Origin of the sequence: Murinocardiopsis flavida (assembly GCF_003014485.1) — a bacterium.
Lineage (GTDB): Bacteria > Actinomycetota > Actinomycetes > Streptosporangiales > Streptosporangiaceae > Murinocardiopsis > Murinocardiopsis flavida.
In genome coordinates this window covers 43,872-68,388 of the sequence record NZ_PYGA01000010.1, presented here as the reverse complement: position 1 = coordinate 68,388, position 24,517 = coordinate 43,872, and the positions used below count along the sequence as shown (strand labels likewise).

16 protein-coding genes are annotated in these 24,517 nt (G+C 72.7%); 12 read left to right on the top strand and 4 right to left on the bottom strand.

All coding sequences use genetic code 11. From position 1 onward, the window contains the following. Positions 1-4: 4 nt before the first annotated feature. From CLV63_RS15095 to CLV63_RS15065, 7 genes are all read left to right on the top strand, one after another. Positions 5-1,042 carry an abortive infection protein gene (locus tag CLV63_RS15095; RefSeq protein WP_106583657.1) on the top strand — a complete coding sequence of 346 codons (1,038 nt, stop codon included), beginning with the start codon at positions 5-7 and terminating at the stop codon, positions 1,040-1,042. Positions 1,043-1,214: 172 nt separating this feature from the next. Beyond that, on the top strand, positions 1,215-3,647 hold the full coding sequence (locus tag CLV63_RS15090) for a hypothetical protein (protein WP_106583656.1): 2,433 nt from the start codon (positions 1,215-1,217) through the stop codon (positions 3,645-3,647). A gap of 209 nt (positions 3,648-3,856) precedes the next feature. Continuing rightward, complete coding sequence (locus tag CLV63_RS15085; protein ID WP_106583655.1) at positions 3,857-5,032, top strand: ATP-binding protein; 1,176 nt, start codon at positions 3,857-3,859, stop codon at positions 5,030-5,032. A gap of 846 nt (positions 5,033-5,878) precedes the next feature. Next, positions 5,879-9,871 (top strand): DUF5682 family protein, encoded by a 3,993-nt coding sequence (locus tag CLV63_RS34585; RefSeq protein ID WP_245928834.1) that lies wholly within the window; start codon positions 5,879-5,881, stop codon positions 9,869-9,871. Next, positions 9,868-11,988, top strand: coding sequence for a hypothetical protein (locus tag CLV63_RS15075; protein WP_146165570.1), 2,121 nt, complete (start codon positions 9,868-9,870; stop codon positions 11,986-11,988). The genes CLV63_RS34585 and CLV63_RS15075 overlap by 4 nt, the downstream gene beginning before the upstream one ends. A gap of 359 nt (positions 11,989-12,347) precedes the next feature. Next, positions 12,348-13,343, top strand: a complete 996-nt coding sequence (locus CLV63_RS15070; protein WP_106583653.1) for an NADP-dependent oxidoreductase — start codon at positions 12,348-12,350, stop codon at positions 13,341-13,343. A 76-nt stretch (positions 13,344-13,419) separates the two neighbouring features. Continuing rightward, on the top strand, positions 13,420-13,854 hold the full coding sequence (locus tag CLV63_RS15065) for an alpha/beta fold hydrolase (protein ID WP_211301320.1): 435 nt from the start codon (positions 13,420-13,422) through the stop codon (positions 13,852-13,854). Between the two features lie 90 nt (positions 13,855-13,944). Here CLV63_RS15065 and CLV63_RS15060 read toward each other — a convergent pair whose 3' ends face one another. Next, the gene (locus CLV63_RS15060) at positions 13,945-14,658 is read right to left on the bottom strand and encodes an SDR family oxidoreductase (RefSeq protein ID WP_106583652.1); all 714 of its coding nucleotides are present in this window, start codon (positions 14,656-14,658) and stop codon (positions 13,945-13,947) included. A 246-nt stretch (positions 14,659-14,904) separates the two neighbouring features. On the opposite strand from CLV63_RS15060, the gene CLV63_RS15055 reads away from it, so the two are divergent. Beyond that, positions 14,905-15,525 carry a TetR/AcrR family transcriptional regulator gene (locus CLV63_RS15055; RefSeq protein WP_106583651.1) on the top strand — a complete coding sequence of 207 codons (621 nt, stop codon included), beginning with the start codon at positions 14,905-14,907 and terminating at the stop codon, positions 15,523-15,525. A gap of 452 nt (positions 15,526-15,977) precedes the next feature. On the opposite strand, the gene CLV63_RS15050 is transcribed toward CLV63_RS15055, so the two are convergent. After that, the gene (locus tag CLV63_RS15050; protein ID WP_106583650.1) at positions 15,978-16,367 is read right to left on the bottom strand and encodes a hypothetical protein; all 390 of its coding nucleotides are present in this window, start codon (positions 16,365-16,367) and stop codon (positions 15,978-15,980) included. 327 nt (positions 16,368-16,694) lie between these two features. On the opposite strand from CLV63_RS15050, the gene CLV63_RS15045 reads away from it, so the two are divergent. Beyond that, entirely contained in the window at positions 16,695-18,197 is a 1,503-nt protein-coding gene (locus CLV63_RS15045) for a PrsW family intramembrane metalloprotease (protein ID WP_106583649.1), read from the top strand. On the opposite strand, the gene CLV63_RS15040 is transcribed toward CLV63_RS15045, so the two are convergent. Beyond that, positions 18,184-19,254 (bottom strand): COX15/CtaA family protein, encoded by a 1,071-nt coding sequence (locus CLV63_RS15040; RefSeq protein WP_106583648.1) that lies wholly within the window; start codon positions 19,252-19,254, stop codon positions 18,184-18,186. The genes CLV63_RS15045 and CLV63_RS15040 overlap by 14 nt on opposite strands. Before the next feature lie 198 nt (positions 19,255-19,452). Continuing rightward, positions 19,453-20,430 carry an EamA family transporter gene (locus CLV63_RS15035; protein ID WP_394339778.1) on the bottom strand — a complete coding sequence of 326 codons (978 nt, stop codon included), beginning with the start codon at positions 20,428-20,430 and terminating at the stop codon, positions 19,453-19,455. 269 nt (positions 20,431-20,699) lie between these two features. On the opposite strand from CLV63_RS15035, the gene CLV63_RS15030 reads away from it, so the two are divergent. From CLV63_RS15030 to argF, 3 genes are all read left to right on the top strand, one after another. Then, entirely contained in the window at positions 20,700-22,121 is a 1,422-nt protein-coding gene (locus tag CLV63_RS15030; RefSeq protein WP_245928833.1) for an amino acid permease, read from the top strand. A 73-nt stretch (positions 22,122-22,194) separates the two neighbouring features. Further along, the gene (locus tag CLV63_RS15025; protein WP_106583645.1) at positions 22,195-23,415 is read left to right on the top strand and encodes an arginine deiminase; all 1,221 of its coding nucleotides are present in this window, start codon (positions 22,195-22,197) and stop codon (positions 23,413-23,415) included. Positions 23,416-23,509: 94 nt separating this feature from the next. After that, positions 23,510-24,514 (top strand): ornithine carbamoyltransferase, encoded by a 1,005-nt coding sequence (gene argF, locus CLV63_RS15020; RefSeq protein ID WP_106583644.1) that lies wholly within the window; start codon positions 23,510-23,512, stop codon positions 24,512-24,514. The last annotated feature ends 3 nt before the right edge of the window (positions 24,515-24,517 follow it).

Here is a 24,517-nt window from a genome sequence, read left to right as displayed (position 1 = left end):
CGCAATGTCCGGGAACGGCACAGGGCTCACCCTCAAGGGCATCAACTACGACGTCGGAACCGAGTACACCCCGGGCCGGACCTCGCGCGCCGTGTGGCGCTCCGACCTCGTCCGCGACGAGATGCGCAGCATCGCCGAAGAGCTGCACTGCAACGCCGTCTGCGTCTACGGCACCGACCTCGACCGCCTCGCCGAGGCCGCCGAGACCGCCCAGGACCACGGCTTGCAGGTCTGGTTGCAGCCCCGGCTGATCGAGGCCGCCTCCGAGCCCTACCTCACCCACCTCGACAAGGCCGCCGTACTCGCCGCCGACCTCGACCGCCGCGGCTCCGGGACCGTGCTCAACGTCGGCTGCGAGATGACCATCTTCACCGCGGGAATCATGCCCGGCGACGACTTCGAGGCGCGCACCGGCCTGCTGTCCAACCCCCTCGGCTGGATCCGGTTCCCGCTGTTCAACCGGCGGCTCAACGCCCTCCTCGCACAGGCGGCGGCGACGGCCCGCCGACACTTCGCAGGCACCCTCACCTACTCCGGAGCGCTGTGGGAACAGGTCGACTGGACCCCGTTCGACGTGGTCGGCCTCAACTACTACCGGCTCGCCTACAACCAGCGGCGGTACATCACCGGGCTGCGCCGCCACTACCGGCACGGCAAGCCGGTCGCCATCACCGAGTTCGGCTGCGGCGCGCACGAGGGCGCGGCGGCCAAGGGCCCCGCGTCCCACGGGATCATCGACTGGACCGGCGAGCGGCCCGCGCTCACCGACCCCCCGCCGCCCCGAGACGAAACCGTCCAAGCCGCCTACCTCGCCGACCTGATCAGCGTCTACGCCAGCGAGGGACTGCACGGCGCGTTCGTCTTCGAGTTCATCGAGCCCTACAACCCGCACGACCCCGACGACCCGCGGCACGACCTCGACCGCGCGGGCTACGGCCTGGTCAAGGTCGGCGCCGAAGACGGGCCCACCCCCTACTCCGGCGGCAGCCGCCCCACCAAGTCCGCCTTCGACGCGGTCGCGCGCAGCTACGCCGCGCTATGACCGCCGGGCGTCCGCTGCGCCCTGCCGTCCCTCGTGAGCCACCGGGAGCGCGGGCGCCCGGAGTCGCCGCGCGCCGGACGTCCGCGTCGGCCGCGAACCCCGTACGGGATGGGGCTTTCGTCCCCACCCACTGGTAAGCATGGGGACCCGACGAAGCAGACGAGGAGACGCCGTGGCCCCCACCGCAGCCCACGACCACCACCAGGCGCTCGCGGCGGCCGGCCTGGCGCCGCCCGACACCGGCACACCCGGCACGCAGCCGTTCCGCGTGCGCACCTACCGCCATCCCGCCCTCGCCCGGCCGGTCGTGCGCCACGTCGCCGACCCCGTCGCCCCGGCCGAGGACGCCGCACTGGCCCACCTGGGGTTCGGCCCCGCGCAGCCGGGCAGCCCGCTGACCCGCGGACACGCCGACACCGCGCTCCGCTACCCGTATTGGGCGCTGGTGCACGACCCCGACCACGCGACGACGGCGCTCGCCGTCACGCGGCGGCTGGAGGCCGCCGCGCGGCGCGCCGCGACCAAGCCCGGGCACGCCCACACCGACTACGCCGAGATCGCCGCCCGGCTCCCGGCCCGCCACGCCGCACCCATGTGGGACGAAGCCGCGCGGGCCTTCACAGCGGCCGAGCGGCGCACCTACGCCCAGCGCTGCTTCTCCACCGCGCGCGCGGCCGAACGCGCCCTTCCCGAGCCGCCCGACCTCGAATCCGTCCGCGCCACCTACCTTGAGTTCTCGCTGGTCGGCGCGGTCGGCGTGCGGGAGGTCAAGGAGTACGTCGAGGACCTCGGCGCGCGCCACGGCCCCGCCCGCGCCCACGACGGCCTGCGCGACCTCGCACTGCGCCGCTGCCGCGGCGGAGTCGCCCCGTGGGTCGACCTCGTCGCCCAAGTCGGCACCTGGGCGCGGCGGGCCGGCCGCGACCACAAGGCCGACCGGCGCGACCTCCTGCGCGACCTCCTCGAACTGCCCGCCACCGCCCAGGCCGAGGACGGCTTCTGGACTAAGAACGCGGCCGCCATCACCGAACACGCACGCGAGGACCCCGCCATCCGCGCCGCGCTGCTGCGCCTCGCCGAGGGCACCATCCGCGCCGACCCCGAGTACTGGGTTCCGCTGCTGGTCGACGGCCGCGCCGTCGACCACCTCGCCGCCACGGGCGAACACGGCGAGGCCGCACAATGGCTGGAGCGCATCGTCACCGCCGCGATCCACGACCCGTGGCGGGGCCAGCCCGACAACGCCGTCCTCACCCTGGTCGCGCCGCTCGCCGAACGCCTGCGGGCCGACGCCGTCCCGGTGCGGGTCTGGACCGAGTTGCGCCAGGGGCACCGCCTGCTGCGCTTCGCCCTACTCGACACCGCCGTGGGCGAGCGCGTTCCGGTCGATGAGGGCGGCGCCAAGGCCGACATCCCCTCGCTGCTGTCCGGGCGGCGCACCGACCTGCCTCTCGGGCCCCACGGGTACGCGCCCCTCCTTGCCGACCCCCGCCACGCCGACACAGTCGCCGCGCTGGTCGACCGCAGCGTGTCCCACCACGGCGCCTACGGCCTCTGGACGGTGCCGCCCCTGCGCCCGCTCGCAGAGGCGCGCCTCGCGGAGCACATCGCCGAACTCCACGCGGGGCTGCACACGGCCCGCGCGGCGCTGGCGCGCCTGGTCGGCGTCGACCCGCGGTGCTGGACCGCCGCGCCGCACCTCGCGGAGGGGGTCCGCGGCGCCGAGGCGCACGCCGTCCTCGCGCGCACGCTCCGCCGCGGCATCATCGACGAGCTGCACATCCCCGAGCAGAAACGGATCATCCAGACGAGCCGGCCCCGCGACTGGCCCAAGGGAACGGCGGGCCACGCGCAGCTCCTGGAGCTGCACACCTCGATATATCCAGACGACGGTGTCATGGGCACCGGCGCCCCCATGTTGGGCGCGGTGCTCGATGACGGCAACCCCGCGCTTTCCGGGGAGGGCGATTCCACCGCTCTCTCCGGGGAGTCCGAGACCCTCGATCCTCCCGGGGAGCCTGAAGGCACCGGAGACACGCGCTCGATTAGCTTCACGAGCATCGTGCTGCGCCGAGGCGCGCCGCGATCGGCCGACGACGTCATCGAGGTGCGCAAGGACGACCCGCCCGGCCGGTGGTGCCCGCCCGGGGCCGACCCGGCCGACGTGGTCGTGCGCGACCGGTCGCACCGTTACCGAGGGAATCCGCGACTGGAGATCGTCGACCGCAGCGGCGAGCGCGAGGAGATCCTCTGGTCGGTACGCATGGACGTTCTCCCTCACAACCTGACTTGGCGCGATGCCGACGGTTCCACCGAACCCCTGCGTCCCGAGTACGTGGCCCACCTGGTCCCGCGCGACCCCGACTCCTCGGCCCGGTTGCGTGCCACGACCGAGGACGCCGCGCACGCCCTCATCCGCACGGCCGACGCGGAGATCGGCACGCGTAGCCGCTACGACCGGACCCAGCTCCCCGAGACCCGCGCCGAGGTCGAACGCCTGCTTCCGGGGGTCGACCCCCGGCTCGCCGACGGCGTCACCGGCCTGGTCCGCGAGGCCGCCAACCTGGGGAAGGACCTTGCGTCCCTCCGCGCGCGCATTTCATGACGCCGCCGCGCGCGGGTGCCGGTCGGCGGCGGGCGGTGCCCGCTTCCGCGCCCCCTGCGCCGCTTCGCGATTATCGCGCAGCGGTGCCCGCGGCGGCCGACGCACGTCGTGCCCACCGTGAGCCAGACCGGTCCGACCCGGACCCCGGACTCTGGACCCCCGGACCCCGGACCCCGTAACCCGAGAACCACTGCGAAGAATGGACCGGAGTGAGCGCGCACAACCCCTCGGAGACCGCCCAGATCGAACCCGCCGAGCTGCGCCACGCCGCTGAGCTGACGTTCCTCGCCGCCTACGACCCAGGGCCCCGCCCGCCCGGGTGGCTGATGACCCCGCGCGCCGTCGTCACCTTCATCATGGGCGGCGACGGTGTGCTCCACCTGCCCGCGCCGGTCGACGGCGTGCCGTCCAGTGCGGAGGTCACCCCCAAATTCGTCGGCGAGCGCGGGCTCGTCGAACGCAGCGTCGTCACCCTCGCGGGCGAACGCGGGCTGCTGCTGGTCGGCGAGCCGGGCACCGCAAAGTCCATGCTGTCGGAGCTGCTGTCCGCAGCCATCAGCGGCACCAGCGGGCTCACCGTCCAGGGCACCGCCGGCACCACCGAAGAGCACCTGCGCTACGGCTGGAACTTCGCCTTGCTGCTCGCCAAGGGCCCGAGCCGGGCGGCGCTCGCGCCCTCCCCGGTCCTCACCGCGCTGCGCTCCGGCCGGCTCGCCCGGGTCGAGGAGGTCACCCGCTGCCTTCCCGAGGTGCAGGACGCCCTCGTGTCGATCCTGTCCGACCGCCGCATGGCGGTGCCCGAGCTGGCGGGTACGGCGGACGGCGACGGCTCCGCCGCCGACGAAGGGGGTTTCCTGGCGCGCCCGGGATTCAACGTCATCGCGACCGCGAACCTGCGCGACCGCGGTGTCTCGGAGATGAGCGCAGCGCTGAAGCGCCGCTTCAACTTCGAGGTGGTACCGCCCATCGCCGACCTCGACGCCGAGGTCGCCCTGGTGCGGCGGCAGGCCGGTGCGGCGATCGCCCGCCACGACCGCGGGCTCGGCGTCGATGACGCCGTGATCGAAGCGCTGGTCACCGCGTTTCGCGACCTCCGCTCGGGCCGGTCGGCGGAGGGCTGGGCCGTTGACCGCCCCACGACCGTCATGAGCACGGCCGAGGCGGTCGGAGTCACCACCTCCCTCGCGTTGCAGACGGCCTACTTCGACGTGCGCGACCCCGTGTCGCTGCTGCCCGGCTACCTGCTGGGAACGGTGCGCAAGGACGACGCCGAGGACCAGGGGAGGCTGCTCGCCTACTGGGACTCCACCGTCCGACACCGCGCCGAGGACGGCGCCCGCCTGTGGAAACACCTCTACGAACTCCGCCACGTGCTGGGGGACTGATGACCCCGCCGGAACCCGGGGCGTCGCCGAAACCCGGGACGACCCCGGAGCCCGGGACGCCGTCGGATCGCGGGGCGTCGCCGGAACCCGAGGCGCGCACGGCCGTGGGCCCGCCCGGTGGACATTCGATCGGGGTGCCGCGCGGGCCCCTGCTTCGCGATACTCCGCGAAGCGGGCGCGGGACGTGCGTGACTCCGCGAAGCGGGCGCGGGAGGTGCGTGCGCAGCGACATGCCGAGGTTGTCCCGCCAGGAGTCTGAGCAATCTGCGCCGGGCCTCGCATCCAGGGCCGAGACCGTCCGGGAGCGAGGGCGTCCCAGAAAAGGGCATCCCGGTGCGAGCATTTGGAGGCGATACCGCCTCGGGGCGGGAGCGTCCCGGAGCAAGGCCGCCCCAGAGCACGAGCGCTCAGGAGAGCTGGCCTCCAGGGGCGAGGGCGTCATTGACCCCAAGGAACAGGAGCCTTGCCCAGGCCCGCTGTGGGAAAGGACGCTCTCGGCGTCGACCCCCCTCTGCGCAGGACCGAGATCCACGCTTGAAGTCAACGGCATAGGAGCGGCACATAGCGCGACGGTCCCGTTGAGGCATCGGATCCCGGGCGGCGGGCCGCTGCCTTCGCGGGCGCGGGGCCGGAGAGAACACCCGAGTGCGGTGTTCCGCGCCGCCGGGTGTTCCGCACTCCCTACTGCGCCTGCTTCGCGGAGTATCGCGCAGCGGGGGCCCGCGGCGGCAGGCCACCTCCGCCGACCAGCAGGGCCGCGAGAGCGCCTTCGTGTTCCTCGCGCCGTTGTGTCTCGGCGGACCCACGCCGCGTCATCGCTGCGGCTGCCGACGAGCGGAGGCCGTTGTGAGCAGTAGCGACACTGATCCCGCCGGTGCGGCCGACGCTCTGGCGGCGGCCGACACCCCGTATCTCATCGGCATCCGGCACCATTCACCCGTGCTGTCCGCGGCCATGCCCACTCTGCTCGACCGGGCACGGCCCGACCTCCTCCTCGTTGAACTGCCGCTGGAGGCCGAGCCGTGGCTGCCGTGGCTTGCCCATCCCGACACCACCGCTCCGGTGGCGCTCGTGGTGGGGGAGCAGTGGGACTACGGCTGCTACCCGTTCGCCGACTTCTCCCCGGAGCTCGCAGCGGTGCGGTGGGCACGCGACAACGGGGTGCCGGTGCGCGCGATCGACCTTCCCGCGTCCGTCCCCTCCCCGCAGGACCGCCCGGCGCTCGCTCCGCCCGGAGCAGGCCCGGCGGCGGCGGTCGCCCGCGCCGAGGGCGTCGACGGCGGCGAGGAGCTATGGGACCGGCTGGTCGAGGCGCGGTCCTACGGCGCCGACCCCGAGAGGGTCCGCCGCGCCGGGCTCGCCATGGGCTGGCTGAACCGCGCCGACGAGGACGCGCGGGGCGGTGTGGCGCCCCGCGACCTGATGCGCGAGGCGTGGATGCGCCGCCGCGTCGAGGAGACGGTCGCCGAAGTGGGCGCGCGCCGCCCCGTCGCGGTCGTCGGAGCGTTCCACGCCCCCGCTCTGCTGCCCGAGGACGGCGGTCCGGGGGCCGGTCACCCTGCGCTGCCGGCCGCCCACGAGGTTCCTGTCCCCGAGCCCGGCCTCCCTGCGCTGCCGGCCACCCACGAGGTCCCCGTCCCCGAGCCCGGTGGCGCGGGGACGATCCGCACCGCGCTGATCCCTTACACCTTCGACCTGCTCGACTCCCGGTCGGGCTACCCGGCGGGCATCCGCGACCCCGAGTGGCAGCAGGACGTCCACCGCTCCGGCGGCGACCCCGCGCTCGTCGCGCAGGCGGCCGCCCGCCGCCTCGCCGCTGTGACGCGCCGCCTGCGCGACACCGGCCACGCCGCAGGGGTGCCCGACTCCACCGCCGCGTTCCGCATGGCCCGCGACCTCGCCGCCATCCGCGGCCTGCCCGCCCCGGGGCGGCGCGAACTGATCGAAGGCATGACCAGCGCTCTCGCGCAGGGTGAGCCACTCGGTAGGGCCCGCGCCGTCGCAGCGGCGGCACAGCGGGAACTCGTCGGCGACCGCCGCGGCACACCGGCGTCCGACGCCCCGGCGTCCGGGCTCCTCGTCCATGCCGCCGCGGTGCTCACCGAACTGGGGCTGCCGGGGCCCGGCGGCAGGGAGCGCCGCGACCTGCGCCTCGAACCGTTCCGCAACGAGCGCGACCGCGCCCGCCACGTCGCGCTGAGCCGCACCCGCGCCGCCGGAGTCTCCTACGCAGAGGAGTCCGACGTCTCGGGCCTCGGCGGCGCCGAACCGCTGGGCCGCCGGTGGCGCGCCCAGTGGCTCGCCACGACCGACGCCACCTTGGAGATCGCGTCGTGCTTCGGCGTCACCCTCGAAGGCGCGGCGCGCGGGCGCCTCTCCGCCGACCTGCGCGCGGCGGGCGACGACCTCACCCCGGCCGCAGCGGGCGCACTGCTCGTGCACGCCGCCGAGTGCGGGCTGCCCGATCTCGTCGCCGAACTGGGCGAGCGCATCGGATCCGCGGTACTGCCGCGGGCCGGACTGGCAGAGGCGGTCGCGCTGCACGACCAGGTGCACCGTGTCGCGGACGGGGGCGTTCCCGGCATGGCCGCGGCGCCGTCGGCGATCCCGCTGCTGCGGACCCGGCTCGCCGAGGCCGCCGTCGCATCGGTGCCCGGCATCGCGGGCAGCACCGACCGCGCCGACGCGGCGGCGCTCCTGCACGTCGTCCGCCTGGTCCAGGCCCAGGCCGCGATCCCCGGCGCGGTCGGCCCCCAACGGCTGCTGTGGCACCTGCGCCGACTCGCGGCCGACGGCGGACCCCTGGCCCAGGGCGCGGCAACGTCCGCCCTGGTCCTGGTCGACGCCCTCACCCCGGCCGACCTCGCCGCCCGCCTCGCAGGCTGGCTCGACCTGTCGGGACCTTCGCCCGGGGCGGCGGACGCGCCGGTTCAGCGAGGGGGAGTGGACGGTCCGATCGGCGCGGGGAGCGGGCCGGACGCGGGGCGTGCCGGTGTGCGGCCGGTGGCGGCTGGTGGCGCTGAGGGGTCGGGTGGTGGCGCGCCGGACGCGGTTGGTGGCGCTTCGGGTCCGGTCGGTGGCTCGCCAGGGCCGGCTGGGGGAGCGGCAAGCCCGGCTGGGGGAGCGGTGGATCAGGACGCCGGGCGTGCAATGGTGCGGCCCGCGGAGGCTGACGGCGCTGAGGGCTCCGGCGGTCGCGCGCTCGCGCACCGCCTCGCCGGTGTCCTGATTGTCGCGGCGCCCCTGATCGAGGCCGACCCCGCCGTCCTCGACGCCATGAGCGACCGCATCGAGTCGTGGCCCGACCGCGACTTCCTCACCCGGCTCCCCGCACTCCGCGAGGGGTTCGACGCCCTGTCGGCCGCTGCCCGCTCCCGTTTCCTCGATGCCATCACCGAGCACCATGGCGAGCTCGCGGAAGGCGACCTCGTCCTCGACGCCGACCGCCGCGCCGCATGGGTGGCGGCCGACCTCGCGGGGCGTTCCGCCGCCGAGGCCCTCGCCCCCGGTGTGCTGGGCGACGCCGCCGCGGGCGCGGCCCTTCCTGCGGGCGCGGCCCTCCCACCGGGCGCGGCCCTTTCGGAGGGTGTGCTCCTTTCCGCGGGCGCGCCCCTCCCTCCGGCTCCGGGCATGTCCCTTCCCGCGGGTGAACCGCGGACTGGTGGCGGCGGTGGCGCCCGGCCGCCCGCCCCCATCCGTCCCAGCCCCGTCCCCGTCATCGGACCACTGGAACGCTGGCGGCTGATCCTCGGCCAACCCCCCGGCTGCTCGGCCGGATCCGACGGGGGCCGCGCCGCCGCGGCACTCGACCAGCTCTACGGGCGCGGCCATGGTGAAGGCTCGCGGGACGGGGGGCCGTTCGGCACGGGAGGCGGCGGCACCACCGGGGGGACCGGGGCGTCCGCCCCGTCGGTCCGGGAATGGGCCGCCGAACTGGAGGCGCTGTTCGGGACGCGGGTCCGCGAGGAGGTCATCGGTCGCGCGGCCGAGCGGGGCCGCTCCGACGTCCTGACCGAGCTCGACCCCGAACGGGTCGTCCCATCGGTCGGCCTGCTCGAACACGTCCTGGCGTTGAGCGGCGCGCTGCCGGAGTCCCGGCTCGCCCGGCTCCGGCCGCTCGTCGCCGCGCTGACCCGGATGCTCGTCGCACAGCTGGCGCGGCGCATGCGACCGGCACTGGCGGGGCTGAGCGTGCCCCGGCCCACGCGCCGCCAGTCGGGGCGGCTCGACCTCGGGCGGACCATCCGCGCGAACCTGCACACGGCGCGCAGCGGGGACGACGGCGCCCCGATCGTCATCCCCGAGCGGCCGGTGTTCCGCAGCCGCGCCAGGCGCAGCGCCGACTGGCACGTGCACATCGTGGTCGACGTGTCGGGGTCCATGGAGCGCTCCACGATCTACGCCGCGCTGGTCGCCGCAGTCCTGCACGGGCTCCCGGCCCTGAGCGTGTCGTTCACGGCGTTCTCGACCGAGGTCGTCGACCTCACCGACCGGGTCGGCGACCCGTTGAGCCTGCTCTTGGAGGTGAAGGTCGGCGGCGGTACCGACATCGGCGCAGGGCTCGCGCACGCGCGGTCGCGCGTCACCGTGCCCCGGCGCAGCATCGTCGCGCTGATCACCGACTTCGAGGAGGGCGGGCGGTTGTCGCGGACCCTCGGCGAGGTCAGGGCCCTGGTCGGCAGCGGCGCCCACGTCCTCGGGCTGGCCGCACTCGATGACACCGGGAAACCGGTGTACAACCGGGCCCTTGCCGAGCGGTTCGCAGCGGCGGGCATGCCCGTTGCGGCGCTGTCTCCCGAGGAGCTCGCCGCCTGGATCGGGTCGAAGGTGCGCGGATGACAGCACAGGGACAGGCAGAGGGACAGGCAGAGGGACAGTCACAGGAACAGGCAGAGGGACGGGAGCCCGCTGCGGGCCCCGAGCGTCCCGTGATCGAGGCAGGGCTTGCGGCGCGGCTGCTGGAGGCGGCGCCGGCGCGGGTCCGCCGCAAGCTCGACGCCGACCCGCGTGCCGCGCGGGAATGGCAGTGGACGCGCGAGGACGGCGGGTGGCGCGTCGCAGCGGGAGCGGAGACCGTGCGGCTGGACGCGGCCGTGCTCACCGACGCGTCCGAGGTCGGGTGCAGCTGCCTGCTCGGCCCCCGCTGCCTGCACCTGCTCGCCGTCATCGGCGTCCTCGACGTTGCCACCGATGACCCGGAGGAGCCCGCCGGGGGGAGCCCCGCTGCGGACGGAGCGCCCGGCCCGGGGCCCGAAGTGGCAGGGCCCCAGGATTCGGCCGGTCTCCAGGATCCCGCCGGTCGCAGCGTACCGGCCGGTCGCCGGGCCCCGGACGGGTCCCAGGCCCCGGCCGGTGTCCAGCCCTCAGCCGGTCTCCGAACTCCGGTCGCACTCGGCGCCGACGCAGCCGAGTCCGCGCGCCTGGCCTGGGCCGCGGGCGCCGACCTGCTTGCAACGGGAGTCCGGGCGGCCGGCGTCCCGCACCGCACCGGCCTGCTCCGGGCCGCGTCGGCGGCGCGCGCCGCCCGGCTGCCGCGGCTGGCGGCGGCGTGCACGACCGCCGCCGCAGGGATCCGCGACGCGGAGACCCCTGATTTCGCGCTCTCCGGCTACGCGGCGGCACTCTCCGACCTGCTCGAACTCGCCTGGCGGCTGGGCGGCGGCCCTGAAGGGCCGCGCCCCGCGGCGGTGCTCGCCGACGCCGGGGTGGCCCGCCGCGCCTATACGGAAATCGGTGGCCTGCGCCTCTACGGGCTGGCGTGCGAGCGCGTGGTCACCGGGTCGGGCTACGCGGGGGTGGTGAGCCACGTCGTCGCCGCGGGGTCGTACGGGCCGCCGACGTTGTGGCGCATCGGCGGCGTCGTTCCGGGCGGCCCCGGCCAGGTGACCGCCGCGTACCGGGGGCCGGTCGAGTTCGGCGGGCTGACGATGAGCCACCGCGACCTCACCCGCTCGGGGGCCCTCGCGCAGGCGGCGAGCGGCAGCGCCGACGGCAGGCTGAGCGGCGGCACGGCCGCCACCGCCGCTGCCGTCGGCGGCGCCACGTGGTGGGAAGAGCCGCTGAGCAGCCTGTGGGAGGAGCCGGCGGGCAGGCAGGTCGAACGCGCGCTGGCGGCACTGGCCGCACCGTCCCACCGGACGGGCGAGGACTTCGTGTTCGCCGACGTCACCGACATCGGGCCGGGCCCGGACGGCACCGTCACGGCCGCGGTGGTCGGTCTTGACGGCCGAGTGTCCCTGGCACCGGCGGCGCCCGACGACCGCATGACGGCGCGCAACCTGGCACGGGTGGCGGCCCGACCCGGCACGGCGGCCCGCATCGTCGCCCGCCCCGTCCCGGGTCGGCCGCGCACGCTGGTCCCCATCGCCCTCGCCCCGGCCCAAGGACCCGCCTCTGGTCCCGTCTTTGGCGCCTCCTTCGGACCCGCCTCTCGTTCCGCCACGGGACAGGGATACCCGCTGCCCGAACGGTACGCGGGCCGGGTGAACCTGGGACTTGACGAGCTGGACGCCCCACCGCCGAGCCCGCCGCCATCCTCGCGAGAAGGCCCTCCCGGTGCCGCCGCGGCGGGGGAGTCCGAGGCGACGGTCGACGCGCCCGCAGTGGCGTCCGGAAGAGGCTCAGCGACAGCGGCGAAGCCCGCCCCCGGACCTCGGCCGCCTACCGGTGCACTGCGCCGGGCACTGCATCGCATCGCTGAGGGCGGGCGCGGCGCCGCCCCGGCGATCGCGGCACTGGTGCCCACCCTGAAAAGGTCCGGGATGGGCGGCGCCGCCGAGCTACTGGGCGAGCTCGACACCGCGGCACGCGAACGCGTTCGCGTGTTCACGGGCGAGTCCACCCTGCCCGCGCCCGACCGCCTGGCCCTGGTGTGGACCACGGCGATGGCGTACACCCGGGCCGCCGAAGGCAGCCTCGACCTCGACGCCTGGACACTGCCGCGAACACCCCACTGAGGCTGTACCCGGGCCGCCTCAGGCGGTTCTCGTCCCCCATGGTGCGGAAACGATGGTCCGGTGCCCCTTCGGCGTGCGCTCACGGGTCGCGCTCGCCCTTTGCGCAATATATGAGTACACTCATTATTGATCATGATCATTAAATTCAGGTGCGGGAATCCGGGGAGAGACCGGACAGCGGCGCACCGGCCAGGGGCTTCCACGCCCGTGGCCCCGGCCGCACCGTTGCCCGCCGCGCCTCCGGGACGGTGGCGTCCTCCCGAACCGCGGCGCGTTCATCGCGGCGAGACGGTCCTCCCGCACAGCGTGGAGCGGTTCGCACCACCACACCCGGCATCACGGAGAAGGGGCGACAACGGATGAGAGCGTTCGTCATCACGAGGTACAACGAGGAGCCGCGCGAGGCCGAGGTCCCCGAACCGGTCGTTGGGGACCGTGATGTGCTCGTGCGGGTGGAGGCCGCCGGGCTGAACCAGCTGGACGAGAAGATCCGCGTCGGTGAGTTCAAGCAGATCCTGCCCTACAAGCTCCCGCTGATCCTGGGAAACGACGTCGCGGGAACGGTCATGGACGTCGGTGCCGAGGTCCAGGGCTTCACGACCGGGGACCAGGTGTACGCCCGGCCCGACAAGGACCGGATCGGTACCTTCGCCGAACGTATCGCTGTCTCCGAGGCCGACCTGGCGCTCAAGCCCTCGTCGATCTCCGTCGTGGAGGCGGGGTCACTACCACTGGTCGCGCTCACCGCCTGGCAGGCGCTGGTCGAACGCGGCAACGTGGGGCCGGGGCAGAAGGTCCTCGTCCACGCGGGCGCGGGCGGTGTCGGGTCGATCGCGATCCAGCTCGCCAGACACCTCGGCGCGACCGTGGCCACCACCGCCAGCGCAGCCAACGCCGACTTCGTCCGCGAACTTGGCGCGGACACTGTCATCGACTACAGCAGCCAGGACTTCGAGCAGGTGCTGAGCGACTACGACCTTGTAGTCGACAGCCTGGGCGGCAAGAACCTGGAGAGGTCGTTGCGTGTGCTCAGGCCCGGCGGTAAGGCCATCGGGATCTCCGGTCCGCCGGATCCGGAATTCGCCCGGACGGCCGGACTGAACCCGTTGCTGCGCCTGGCGATCACCGCGTTGAGCGCGGGGATCCGCCGCCGGGCACGGAAGCTCGGCGTGACGTACGAGTTCTTGTTCATGCGCGCCGACGGTGACCAGCTACGCCGGATCAGCGCGCTTGTCGACGACGGCGAACTGCGCCCCGAGGTGGGGAGGGTGTTCCCCTTCGACCAGACACCCCAGGCCCTCCAGGCACTGGCGCAGGGGGGTATCCGCGGCAAGGCCGTCATCAGCCACACCTGACCCCCGCCACCCCCGCCTTCACGGCATCGTCCGTCACCGTCGAGATCACGTGCCGGCACACCACCAGGGAGCCGTCATGCGCGACACCAGCAACGAACCGGTCAACACCTCGTACGCGAACGCGCCGACCCGCACGATCAGCGCGGGCGGGGCGACCTGCGCCTACCGGGAACTCGGGCCCAGGGGCGGTGTCCCCGTCGTGTTCTTCGTGCACCTGGCCGCGACCCTGGACAACTGGGACCCGCGCATCATCGATCCCGTCGCCAGGGAACGGCACGTCATCGCGTTCGACAACCGCGGTGTCGATGCCTCGACCGGCGAGGTCCCCGACACCGTGGAGGCGATGGCCGCTGACGCGGTCGACTTCATCAGGGCCCTCGGGTTCCAGGAGATCGACGTCTTCTCCTTCTCTCTCGGCGGCTCAAGGAACGCACCGCGGACCGTGATGCACCGATCAGGATCAGGGCCTTCCGGGCCCAACTCACCCGCTGATGCCACGGGGCGCCCGTGAATCCCTGAACCCGACGGCCCATGGCCGGGGTCCAGGGGCCGGGAAAGGGACGAGCCGGGCGCCCTTTCGGCGGCGCCCGGGACCGGGGACTCAGGTGTTCGTCGCGTTGAGCTGCGGGTAGAGCGCCTCGACCGGGGCGCTGAGCCCTGCCTTGACCTGGGCGGAGCCCTCATCTGCGAGGACCTCGTACTGCCCGGCTTCGGTGGCGTCGAACACGGCGCGCACCAGGTCGGCGGGGTCGGTCTTGGGGCCGGTGGAGTGAGCGGCCATCGGGGTGTCGACATAGCCCACGTGCACCCCGACGACGTGCACTCCCTCCGGGGCGAGTTCCAGGCGCAGGGAGTTGGTCGCCGACCACAGGGCGGCCTTGGTGGCGCTGTAGATGCCCGCGACGGCGTACCAGCTCAGCAATGAGTGGATGTCGATGACGACCGACCCCCTCTTCGCCGACAGGATCGGGGCGAAGGCACGCGTGAGAAAGAGCGGGCCAAGGAAGTTGGTCTCGACGTTGGTGCGGATCTCCTCGTCGGTGTGCGTGAGGATGCCCGGGCTGGACACCGACGCCCCGGCGTTGTTGACCAACACGGTCACGTCGCCGGCGGCCTCGACGACCTCATGGACGGAAGCGCGGTCGGTGATGTCGAGACGGAGGGGGACGATGCGCTCGTCGTCCCAGTTCCGGGGCCTGCGCGCGGTGGCGTAGACCTTGCTCGCGCCGCGCGCCAGGGCTTCGTTGACGAACTGCGTGCCGATACCGCCGTTGGCTCCGGTGACCAGGACGACGGATCCGTCGAGTGTGGGCATGGTCGCTCTCCTTGCTGTTCGCTGGGTGTGCGGGCGCTCGTCCCGGCCGAGGGCGAAGGACTGCCAGTGCGAGGAAGTCGTCATGGACTGGGCGGTCCTTGGCGTCGATCGGTCGTGGGCGCCGCCTTGAGAAGCGGGCGCTGCACACCTGCGTGAAAGAATGAACCCGGATATTTCCGAGCCCACGCAATAATGACTATGCTCATAACTGATCATGGTCATGCCTTATTCCGCAAGGAGAGCACGATGCCATCCGCCTCCCGGCCGCAGGGGCGACGCGAGCGCAACAAGCAGCAGAAGCTCGAACGCATCACGGCAGCGGCCAGTGAGCTCTTCGCCGAGTACGGGGTCGACGAGGTCACCACCCAGCAGATCGCCGAGCGCGCCGATATCGGCACCGGCACCCTGTTCCTCTATGCCAAGAGCAAGGGCGAACTACTCCTGCTGGTGCAGAACACCCACTACAGCGAGTCACTGGAGCGGGGGACCAGGGACGCCGAGGGCATCACCGACACGCTGGACGCCGTGATGGCCATCGTCCGCCCCATCGTGGAGTGCAACCGCACACAGATCGAGAACGGACGCACCTACCTGCGCGAGATGGTGTTCGGCGACCCCGAGGAGCCCCGCCACAATGACGCCCTCATGATCACGGCCCGAACCGAGTCGGCGATCGCTGCCGTGATCGGCCGCGACGCCAGGATCGATGAACACGAGGCCGCGACACTGGCGCACATCGTGTCGGCCATCATGTTCGTCAGCATGGCGGCGTCGGTGAACCTGGCGGCGAGCGTGGAGGATATCGCCATGGACATCCGCGGCCAGATCGCGGTCATGCTCCCCGGCGCGGACAGCGGCCACACCTGAACCCCCGCTCCTCAGGCGCTTCGAGTCGGCGCGCTGCGGGGGATTGGGGATCGTGGAGGTTGGGTTCGTTCGACTTATTTGCGTGGTTCGGGTGCGTGTTCCCGTTTTTCGAGAAGTGGTCGGAATCGGGGACGCGTCGCGGTAGCGTTCGAGGCCAGCAAGAGCGCTCCCACGCACGCGGGGATGGACCCGCCCAGAACGCGGCGATGCTGCAAGCCCTGGCCGCGGCCCTGGAGTGCTCCCCGCGCATGCGGGGGTGGTTTGTCGGGCGTGGTCTTGCTTGGGGCGGGGTTTGGCCGGAGGGTCGTCTATCCGGTGCGGGGGGCCGGTGTCTGGGGCGGGTCGGCGGCGGTGCGGGCGTTGAGGATGCGGGTGCGCACATCGTTGCCCCAGGCGCGAGTGGGGGTCTCCGCGGATGCGGGGATGGGGGTTTGTTCGGCCGGCGCGGCGGTTTAGGTGGTGCGGCGGGTCCAGGACCAGGAGAGGACCCATACGACCAGCACTACCAGGGTCAGCGCGAGCGGGACGTGGGCGGCGAGGTTGCCGCTGCTGCCGAAGGATGCCTGGAGGAAGCTGAGGGCGAACGCCACGGCGCTGACCACCGCCGGCCAGAGCGGGCCGCCGCCGGGACGCCACAGGGCGACCGCTGCCAGCACCTGGATCCCGGAGGCGATGTGCAGGCCGATCGCGCCCCACGAGTGCAGGGGCAGCACCGTCATATCGGCGGACACCAAGCGGCCTGCGGTGAAGAACTCCCACGCCAGCGCGGCGGTCTGAAGGACTGCGGCGATCCGCAGCGCCCACAGGTATCGGGCGGCGACGGTGCTTCGGGTCTCCTGCATGGATGGATTCTCCCGTCTCGGGTGCCGGGTGATCGTACCGCCGCGCCGGTGCGCGGCGGGGCCCGCGCGGCAGTCGGATTTCCGGAGACGGGGACGCGGTTCGGATATCCGGAGACGGGGAGCGGCCGGCTTCCGGGCGGGTGAGGTGGCCATCAGGCGGGTGGCGTGGCCGCCGGTGGTCGACGCGGCTATCGGCCGACCGGGCGAGGGCTCGGAGGGGTGTGCCGGATTGTGATACGGCGTGATCGCCGTGTGTGCCGGAGGTGACCGGATCGTGCCGCTGCCATAGGCCCTGACCTCCCGCCCAAGGCGTTACGCTCTGGGGCTATGCCCCCTCTCGACACCAAGGCCATCCTCCAAGGACGCAAACCCGGTCGGCACTCCTTCGGGCTGGTCGCGGGAATCATCGTCAGTGCACTGTGCCTGGTGCTGATGCTGGGCTATCTGCTCCTCATGGGCCTGGCGGGCGGCGGGGCCGTGGGCCTCCTCGCGTTCTTCATCAGCGCGATCGCCGCCATCATCCCGGTCACCATCCTGATCCCGCTGATCCTGCTGCTCGACCGGTTGGAGCCCGAACCCGGGTCGATGCTGCTGTTCGCGTTCCTGTGGGGTGCGGGCGTCGCCGTCGTCGTGTCGTTCATCCTCAACACCGCCGGGATGCAGTTCTACGCCGTTCCCACCTTCGGCGCCGACCTCGGCAACTACCTCAGCGCCGCCGTCGGCGCGCCGCTGGTCGAGGAGAGCGCGAAGGGCCTGGTGCTGCTCCTGCTGCTGTGGCGGCGCAGGCACGAGATCGACTCCTACACCGACGGCGTGGTCTACGCCGCGATGGTCGCCACCGGGTTCGCGTTCACCGAGAACATCCTGTACTTCCTGAACTCGCTGTTCTCCGAGGGATTCGCCGGGCTCGCGTTCGTGTTCATCCTGCGCGGCATCATCGCCCCGTTCGGCCACCCGCTGTACACCGCCATGATCGGGATCGGGGTGGCGCACGCCGCGATCACCAAGGGCGGCGGGCGGATGTTCGCGCCGTTCTTCGGCTGGGTGGCGGCGGTCGTGCTGCACGGCCTGTGGAACGGCGCGACGATCTTCGGTTACCTCGGCCTCGGCGTCGTCTACGTGCTGCTGTTCTTCGTGCTCGTGACGATCATCGTCATCGCGGTGCAGGACCGCCGCCGCCAGGTCGGCGCCATCGGCTACTACCTGCCGCCCTACATCCCCACGGGCCTGGTCACGCCGGCCGACATCACGATGCTGAGCACCATCCCGGGGCGGCGCGGCGCGCGGCGGTGGGCCCAGCAGACCGCCGGCCCCCGCGGCAAGCGCGCCATGGGCGACTACCAGCTCGCCGCGACCGAGCTGGCGCTGATGCACCAGCGGCTCGACCGCGGTGTGGCGCGCCCCGACTGGAGCGAGCGCCGCGATTCCATCCTGGCGCTCATGCACGTCGCCCGCGAGGCGTTCATCGGGCGGGTCACGCAGCCGGTCGCCCCGTCGTGGGCGTCGGCGCCCACCGACTCCGGCTTCCTCAAGCGCGAGCAGTTCTCCCACGTCATCGCCCAGGCGCAGGCCGCACGCGCCCAGCAGCCGCAGGGCGCTCCCGGCGCGGGTCCCGGCCAGGGTGGGCCGCCTCCCGGGCAGCAGCAGGGTCCGCCCGCCCCGGGTCCCGGCGGCCCGCCGCCCGGGGGGAATCAGGCCCCGCCCGCACCCCAGGGCCCGCCCGCGTCCGCTCCCGACTACCGGATCCCCGGCGCCCCTGGCGGCCCCGGTCAGGGTGGTCCGACTCCCGGGCAGCAGCAGGGTCCGCCACCCCCGTCTAGGGGGTGGTGACCCGCTCGCCGGTGGTCCCACCGGTGCCAGTGGGGACGTCGGGCGCGTCGGCGGCGACCCGTTCGGCGGTGCCGAACCACACGCGCAGGATCGCGACCCACACCAGGGCCGAGCCGAGCACGTGCAGCACCACCAGCGCTTCGGGCAGGCCCAGTGCGTACTGGGTGTAGCCGATGGCGCCCTGGGCGGTGAGCGCGGCGAGCAGCAGCCACCCCTGGACTCTCAGGGCGCGCGGCGCGCCCGTGCGCATGAGAAGCACCATCAGCGCCACCGACAGCGCCACCGTCAGCCACGCCAGCCCGGAGTGCAGGCGGGTGACGGTCACGATGTCGAAGCCGTAGCGGGGCGCTTCGAGGTCGCCGCCGTGCGGGCCGGTGCCGGTGACCACGGTGCCGAGGACGATCAGCGCGAACCCGACCACGGTCAGGACGCCCGCCACCCGGCGGGTGAGCGGCGTGACGGTGCGGCGCAGCGGACCCTCGGGTTGGCGGCAGCGGACGTAGAACGCGACGGTGAGCACCACCACGAGGGTCGAGAGCAGGAAGTGCCCGCCCACGGCGGCGGGGTGCAGGTCCGACCACACGGTGATGCCGCCGACGACCCCTTGGCCGAGGACGCCGATGGGGATGATCGTCGCCATCGTGATGAGGTCGCGGCGCCGCGGTCGCAGGCGCAGTGCCGCCATGAAGATGAGCACGCCCACGGCGAGGACCAGGAAGGTCACCGTCCGGTTGCCGAACTCGATGGCGGCGTTGAACGCGGAGTGGTCCCCGCCGACCGGGACGAAGCTCTCGGGTGTGCACCGGGGCCACTCCGAGCAGCCCAGCCCCGACTCGGTGACCCGGACGGTCGCCCCGGTGACCGAGATCCCCGCGTTGACGACGATGTTGCCGAGCGCCCACCACCGCAGGGTCGCGATGCGCGGGTGCCAGAGCCGGCTGCCCAGGATGAGGAGCGCCGCCACGCCGACGATCGCGACGCCGACCTGCCATAGCCAGAACGGCTGACCGAGGAGGACGAGGTCGTCGGCTGCGAGCACGGGAGGGGAACCAGTCATACGACACAGCGTAGTAGGACTTGGCTGCGGTGTTCATCGGGTCCCTGATGTGCGCCGCCCTCCAGCGGTGGGTCAGTGACTGCCGGGGCACCGGTCCGGATTTTAGACGGAGAGGACGTGTTTCGGCGGTCGCGGGCCCCCGCGACCGCCGAAACACATCCTGACCGGGACGGGCCGGTCCGGCACACCAACAGCTTTTCAGGTGCCGTCGCGGGGGCCGCCGGGGCCGGGGTCCGGTGCGCGGCCCTCGGCGGGGGCGTCCGGGCCCGGACGCGCGGAGCGCGTGGCGCCAACGCTCGCCGCGACGACGCAGCCGATCGCGATCCACTGCGGGACGGACAGGAACTCCGACAGCAGCAGCATGCCGACCATCGCCGCCGCGGCCGGTTCGAGGCTCATGAGGATGCCGAAGACGCGCGGCGGCATGCGCCGCAGCGCCTGCATCTCCAGGGTGTAGGGCACCACCGACGACAGCACCCCCACCGCCAGCCCGATGAGCAGCAGCCGCGGGTCGAGCAGCGCCTCGCCGCCCTGGTAGACCCCCGCGGGGGTCATCAGCAGCACCCCGACGACGCTGGCGATGGCGAGCCCGGACGTCCCCGAGAAGCGCTGCCCCGTCGCGGCGCTGAGCAGGATGTAGCCCGCCCACGCCACCCCCGCGAGCAGGGCGAAGGCCACCCCGGCGAACGTCACGTCGCCGCCGCCCCGGCCCAGCAGGACGACGCCTCCGGCGGCGAGCGCCACCCACAGCAGGTCGACCTTGCGCCGGGACCCGGCGATCGCGACCGACAGCGGACCGAGGAACTCGATGGTCACCGCGATGCCGAGCGGGATCCGGGCGAACGACTCGTAGATGGCCCAGTTCATGGTGGCCAGGGTCAGGCCGAACCCGGCAGCGGTCAGCCAGTCGGCGCGGCTGCGGCCCCGCAGGACGGGGCGCGCGATCGCCACCAGCACGATCGCCGAGGTCAGCAGCCGGATCCACACCACGGCGCTCGGCGGGAGGACCCCGAACAGGTTCTTGGCGATCCCGGCCCCGGCCTGCACCGAGACGATGCCGATGAGCACCATCCAGGTGGGCGGGATCGACGTGCTCATGGCGTGCAGCATCGCTGCCGCACCGGGAATCGGGTTCAGGGCGCGGCGGGGTTCGCCTGCGGCAGCGTGGGCACTCACGAACGGCCATTCTACGAGCCGGTGGCCTGCCGCGACGCGCCGGGGGGACGAGTGCTCACTCTCGGTAATTTTTGGGTGAAATGGGGTGCGTACCCCTCGTAGCCGACGGGTCCTGCTGTTCTGATGGACCTGGTCAACGGAGGGCCCGGACCAGGGGATCCCGCGCGGCCACCGCCGGGCGCGCGGACCCGGGGCGGCGCACGGGGCACGGTCGGCACGGGACCCGCGCATCCAGGGGGGACGATGCACGCGATTTCGGGCGGTCCGCGGTGACCGCCGGCAGCAGCCCGACGGCGCCGCGGTCCGCGGAGGGCGACGGCGCCGACGCCGGAAAGGGGCCGCGGCTCGGCCTGGTCACCGCGACGACCCTGGTCATCGGCAACGTGGTCGGCACCGGGATCTTCCTGCTGCCGGCGAACATGGCCAGGTACGGCACCGTCAGCATCCTCGCGTTGGGCGCGGTGTCCATCGGCGCGCTCGCCATCGCGATGGTCTTCGGTCGGCTCGGCGCCCGCGTGCCCGCCTCCGGCGGGCCCTACGCCTACGCGCGGGAGGCGTTCGGCGAGTTCGCCGGGTTCTGGAACGCGTGGTCGTTCTGGATCACCGCGTGGGCCGGCAACGCCGGGATCGCCGTCGCCTGGGTGGGTTACGTCAACGTCTTCGTCCCGTGGGACAACCCGTTCGGCAAGACCGTCCTCGCACTGGTCGGCCTGTGGATCCCCGCGGTGGTGAACCTGTCCGGTGTCCGCAACATCGGCCGCTTCCAGCTCGTCACCACCGTCCTGAAGTTCGTCCCGCTGGTGTTCGTCGGCCTGGTCGGGCTGCTCTTCATCGACCCGGGGAACTTCGGGCCGTTCATCGGCGCCGCCGATGTCACGGGCGGCTCCTTCGTCTCCGCGTTCTCCCTCGCGGGCGCCGTGCTGCTGTTCGCCTACTCCGGTGTGGAGAGCGTCGCGGTCGTCGGCGAGCGGGTCGAGGACCCCGCGCGCAACATCGGGCGGGCGAGCGTCTACGGGACGCTCGCCGTGACGCTGGTCTACCTGCTGGGCACGGTCGCCGTCATGGGCAACGTCCCGCACGACGAACTCGTGAACTCCGAGGCGCCGTTCGCCCTGGCGGTCGACAACATGTTCGGCGGCGAGGTGTGGGGCTACCTGTTCGCGGTGATGGCCATCATCTCCGGCATCGGCGCGCTCAACGGGTGGACCATGCTCGTCGCCGAGATGCCGATGGCGGCGGCCCGCGACGGGCTGTTCCCGACGGCCTTCGCGACGACCAACCGGCGCGGCGCGCCCTCGGTCGCCATCGTCATCGGCACCCTGCTCACCTCGGCCGTCGCCGCACTCAACTACTTCTACTCCGAGGACGCCTTCGAGACGATCCTGCTGCTGGCGACCTTCACCTCGGTGCTGCCCTACTTCTTCTCCGCTGCCGCCCAGCTGTACTGGCTGGTCACCAGGGGGCGCGACGTCGTCGCGGCGCACCTGGCGCGCGACGTGACGGTCGCCGTCGTCGCGCTCCTCTTCTCGCTGTGGCTGGTGTTCGGATCCGGTCCGGAGGCGGTACTTCAGGGCATGCTGATCATGCTGCTGGGCGTGCCCGTGTACATCTGGGCCAAGGCCGGGCGCGGCGAGTACGGGCCGGGCGAGGGCCGGAGCGGGCGCCCGCCGGTGTCCGGCGAGCGGTCGTGACCGGCACGCCGACGTCGACAGGCACCGGTCCGGCGCAGCCGGGCCGGTGCGGATAGCAAAAGAGCGAGGAGCCATGACGTTTTCCGTCGAATCCGAGGTCGGACGACTCCGCCAGGTCATCGTGCACCGCCCGGACCTGGAGTTGAAACGCCTCACCCCGACCAACAAGGACGCCCTTCTCTTCGACGACGTGCTCTGGGTCAAGCGGGCGCGCGAGGAGCACGACGCGTTCTCGGACTTCCTGCGCGACCGCGGCGCCCGCGTCCACCTGTTCCACGAGCTGCTCCAGACGGTCCTGGAGATGCCCGAGGCCAGGACCTACATCCTGGACCGCGCCATGGACGAGCGCTTCTTCGGCCCGCTGGCCATCGACGCCGTCCGCAACGCCTTCGACGCCATGGACACCGAGACGCTGCGCCGGTACCTCATCGGCGGCGTCACCAAGCGCGAGATGCTGGAGCGCATGGAGGAGCCCAAGTCGGTGTGGTTCCACACGCTCGACATGGACGACTTCATCCTCACCCCGCTGCCGAACCACATCTTCACCCGCGACACCTCGTGCTGGCTGTACAACGGCGTCTCGATCAACCCCATGCGCAAGAAGGCGCGCATGCGCGAGACCACCCACTACGAGGCGGTGTACCGGTGGCACCCGATGTTCGCCGACGCCGACTTCCAGGTCTGGAACCAGGGCCAGACCAACGCCCCCGCCACCATCGAGGGCGGCGACGTGATGCCGATCGGCAACGGGTCGGTCCTGATCGGCCTGAGCGAGCGCACCCAGCCCCAGTCGGTGGAGATGCTCGCCCAGGAGCTGTTCAAGAAGGGCGGGGCCGAGCGCATCCTCGGCATCTGGATGCCCAAGGCGCGCGCCGTGATGCACCTCGACACGGTCATGACCAACGTCGACTACGGGGTGTTCACCAAGTACGCGGGCCTCGGCATGCTGCCGTCCTACACGATCGAGCCCGGCGACAACGACAAGGAGCTCAAGGTCACCGACCACCGCCCGGAGGAGATGCACCGCGCCATCGCCGACGCCGCCGGGCTGGACTCCATCAAGGTCCTCACCCCCACCCAGGACGTGTTCTCCTCGGAGCGCGAGCAGTGGGACGACGGCTGCAACGTGTTCGCGGTCGAACCGGGGGTGGTCCTGTCGTATGAGCGCAACGTCACCTCCAACACCTACCTGCGCAAGAACGGCGTCGAGGTCATCACGATCCGCGGCAGTGAGCTGGGCCGCGGCAGGGGCGGGCCGCACTGCATGACCTGCCCGATCCAGCGGGACGCATGACGAGCACAATGCTGAGCGAGGACGGGCGCGCCGGGGGGACCGGCGCGTCCGCAGGCCCGAGACCGCACGCCACCACTGAGGGGACCCTGCCGCAATGGCGTTCAACCTGCGCAACCGCAACTTCGTCAAGGAGCTCGACTTCACCCCGGCGGAGTTCGCGTTCCTGCTGAAGCTCTCCGCCGACCTGAAGGCCGCCAAGTACGCCGGCGCCGAGCAGCAGCGGATGGTCGGCAAGAACATCGCGCTGATCTTCGAGAAGACCTCCACGCGCACCCGCTGCGCGTTCGAGGTCGCTGCGCACGACCAGGGCGCCCACGTCACCTACCTCGACCCGTCGGGCTCCCAGATCGGCCACAAGGAGTCGATGAAGGACACCGCGCGGGTACTGGGCCGCATGTTCGACGGGATCGAGTACCGCGGGTCCAAGCAGGCGCTGGTCGAGGAGCTCGCCGCGCACGCCGGTGTGCCGGTGTGGAACGGGCTCACCGACGAGTGGCACCCGACCCAGATGCTCGCCGACTTCCTCACCATGAGCGAGCACACCGACAAGCCGCTGCGCGAACTGAAGTTCGCCTACATGGGCGACGCCCGCAACAACCTCGGCAACTCGCTGACCGTCGCCGGCGCGCTGCTGGGCCTGGACGTGCGGATGGTGGCGCCCAGGGACCTGTGGCCGCACGAGGACCTGGTGGGCGGCCCGGCGCGCGCCATCGCCGAGCGGACCGGCGCGAAGATCACCTTCACCGACGACGTCGGCGCGGGCCTCAAGGGCGTCGACTTCGTCTACGCCGACGTGTGGGTGTCCATGGGCGAACCGGCCGAGGTGTGGGCCGAGCGCATCGACATGCTCAAGCCGTACCAGGTCAACGCCGCTGCGCTGAAGGCGTCGGGCAACCCCGACGTGAAGTTCCTGCACTGCCTGCCCGCGTTCCACAACCGCGAGACCAAGGTCGGCGAGCAGATCTACGAGAAGTTCGGGCTGGACGCGCTGGAGGTCACCGACGAGGTGTTCGAGTCGCCGGCGTCGATCGTCTTCGACCAGGCCGAGAACCGCATGCACACCATCAAGGCCGTCATGGTCGCCACGCTGGGGGGCTGATCG

Excerpts from the sequence above, each read along its gene's own strand:
- CLV63_RS15095 (WP_106583657.1), top strand. The coding sequence starts at position 5 with ATGTCCGGGAACGGCACAGGGCTCACCCTCAAGGGCATCAACTACGAC.
- CLV63_RS15075 (WP_146165570.1), top strand. The coding sequence starts at position 9,868 with ATGACAGCACAGGGACAGGCAGAGGGACAGGCAGAGGGACAGTCACAG.
- CLV63_RS15070 (WP_106583653.1), top strand. The coding sequence starts at position 12,348 with ATGAGAGCGTTCGTCATCACGAGGTACAACGAGGAGCCGCGCGAGGCC.
- CLV63_RS15065 (WP_211301320.1), top strand. The coding sequence starts at position 13,420 with ATGCGCGACACCAGCAACGAACCGGTCAACACCTCGTACGCGAACGCG.
- CLV63_RS15060 (WP_106583652.1), bottom strand. The coding sequence starts at position 14,658 with ATGCCCACACTCGACGGATCCGTCGTCCTGGTCACCGGAGCCAACGGC.
- CLV63_RS15055 (WP_106583651.1), top strand. The coding sequence starts at position 14,905 with ATGCCATCCGCCTCCCGGCCGCAGGGGCGACGCGAGCGCAACAAGCAG.
- CLV63_RS15050 (WP_106583650.1), bottom strand. The coding sequence starts at position 16,367 with ATGCAGGAGACCCGAAGCACCGTCGCCGCCCGATACCTGTGGGCGCTG.
- CLV63_RS15045 (WP_106583649.1), top strand. The coding sequence starts at position 16,695 with ATGCCCCCTCTCGACACCAAGGCCATCCTCCAAGGACGCAAACCCGGT.
- CLV63_RS15040 (WP_106583648.1), bottom strand. The coding sequence starts at position 19,254 with ATGACTGGTTCCCCTCCCGTGCTCGCAGCCGACGACCTCGTCCTCCTC.
- CLV63_RS15025 (WP_106583645.1), top strand. The coding sequence starts at position 22,195 with ATGACGTTTTCCGTCGAATCCGAGGTCGGACGACTCCGCCAGGTCATC.
- argF (WP_106583644.1), top strand. The coding sequence starts at position 23,510 with ATGGCGTTCAACCTGCGCAACCGCAACTTCGTCAAGGAGCTCGACTTC.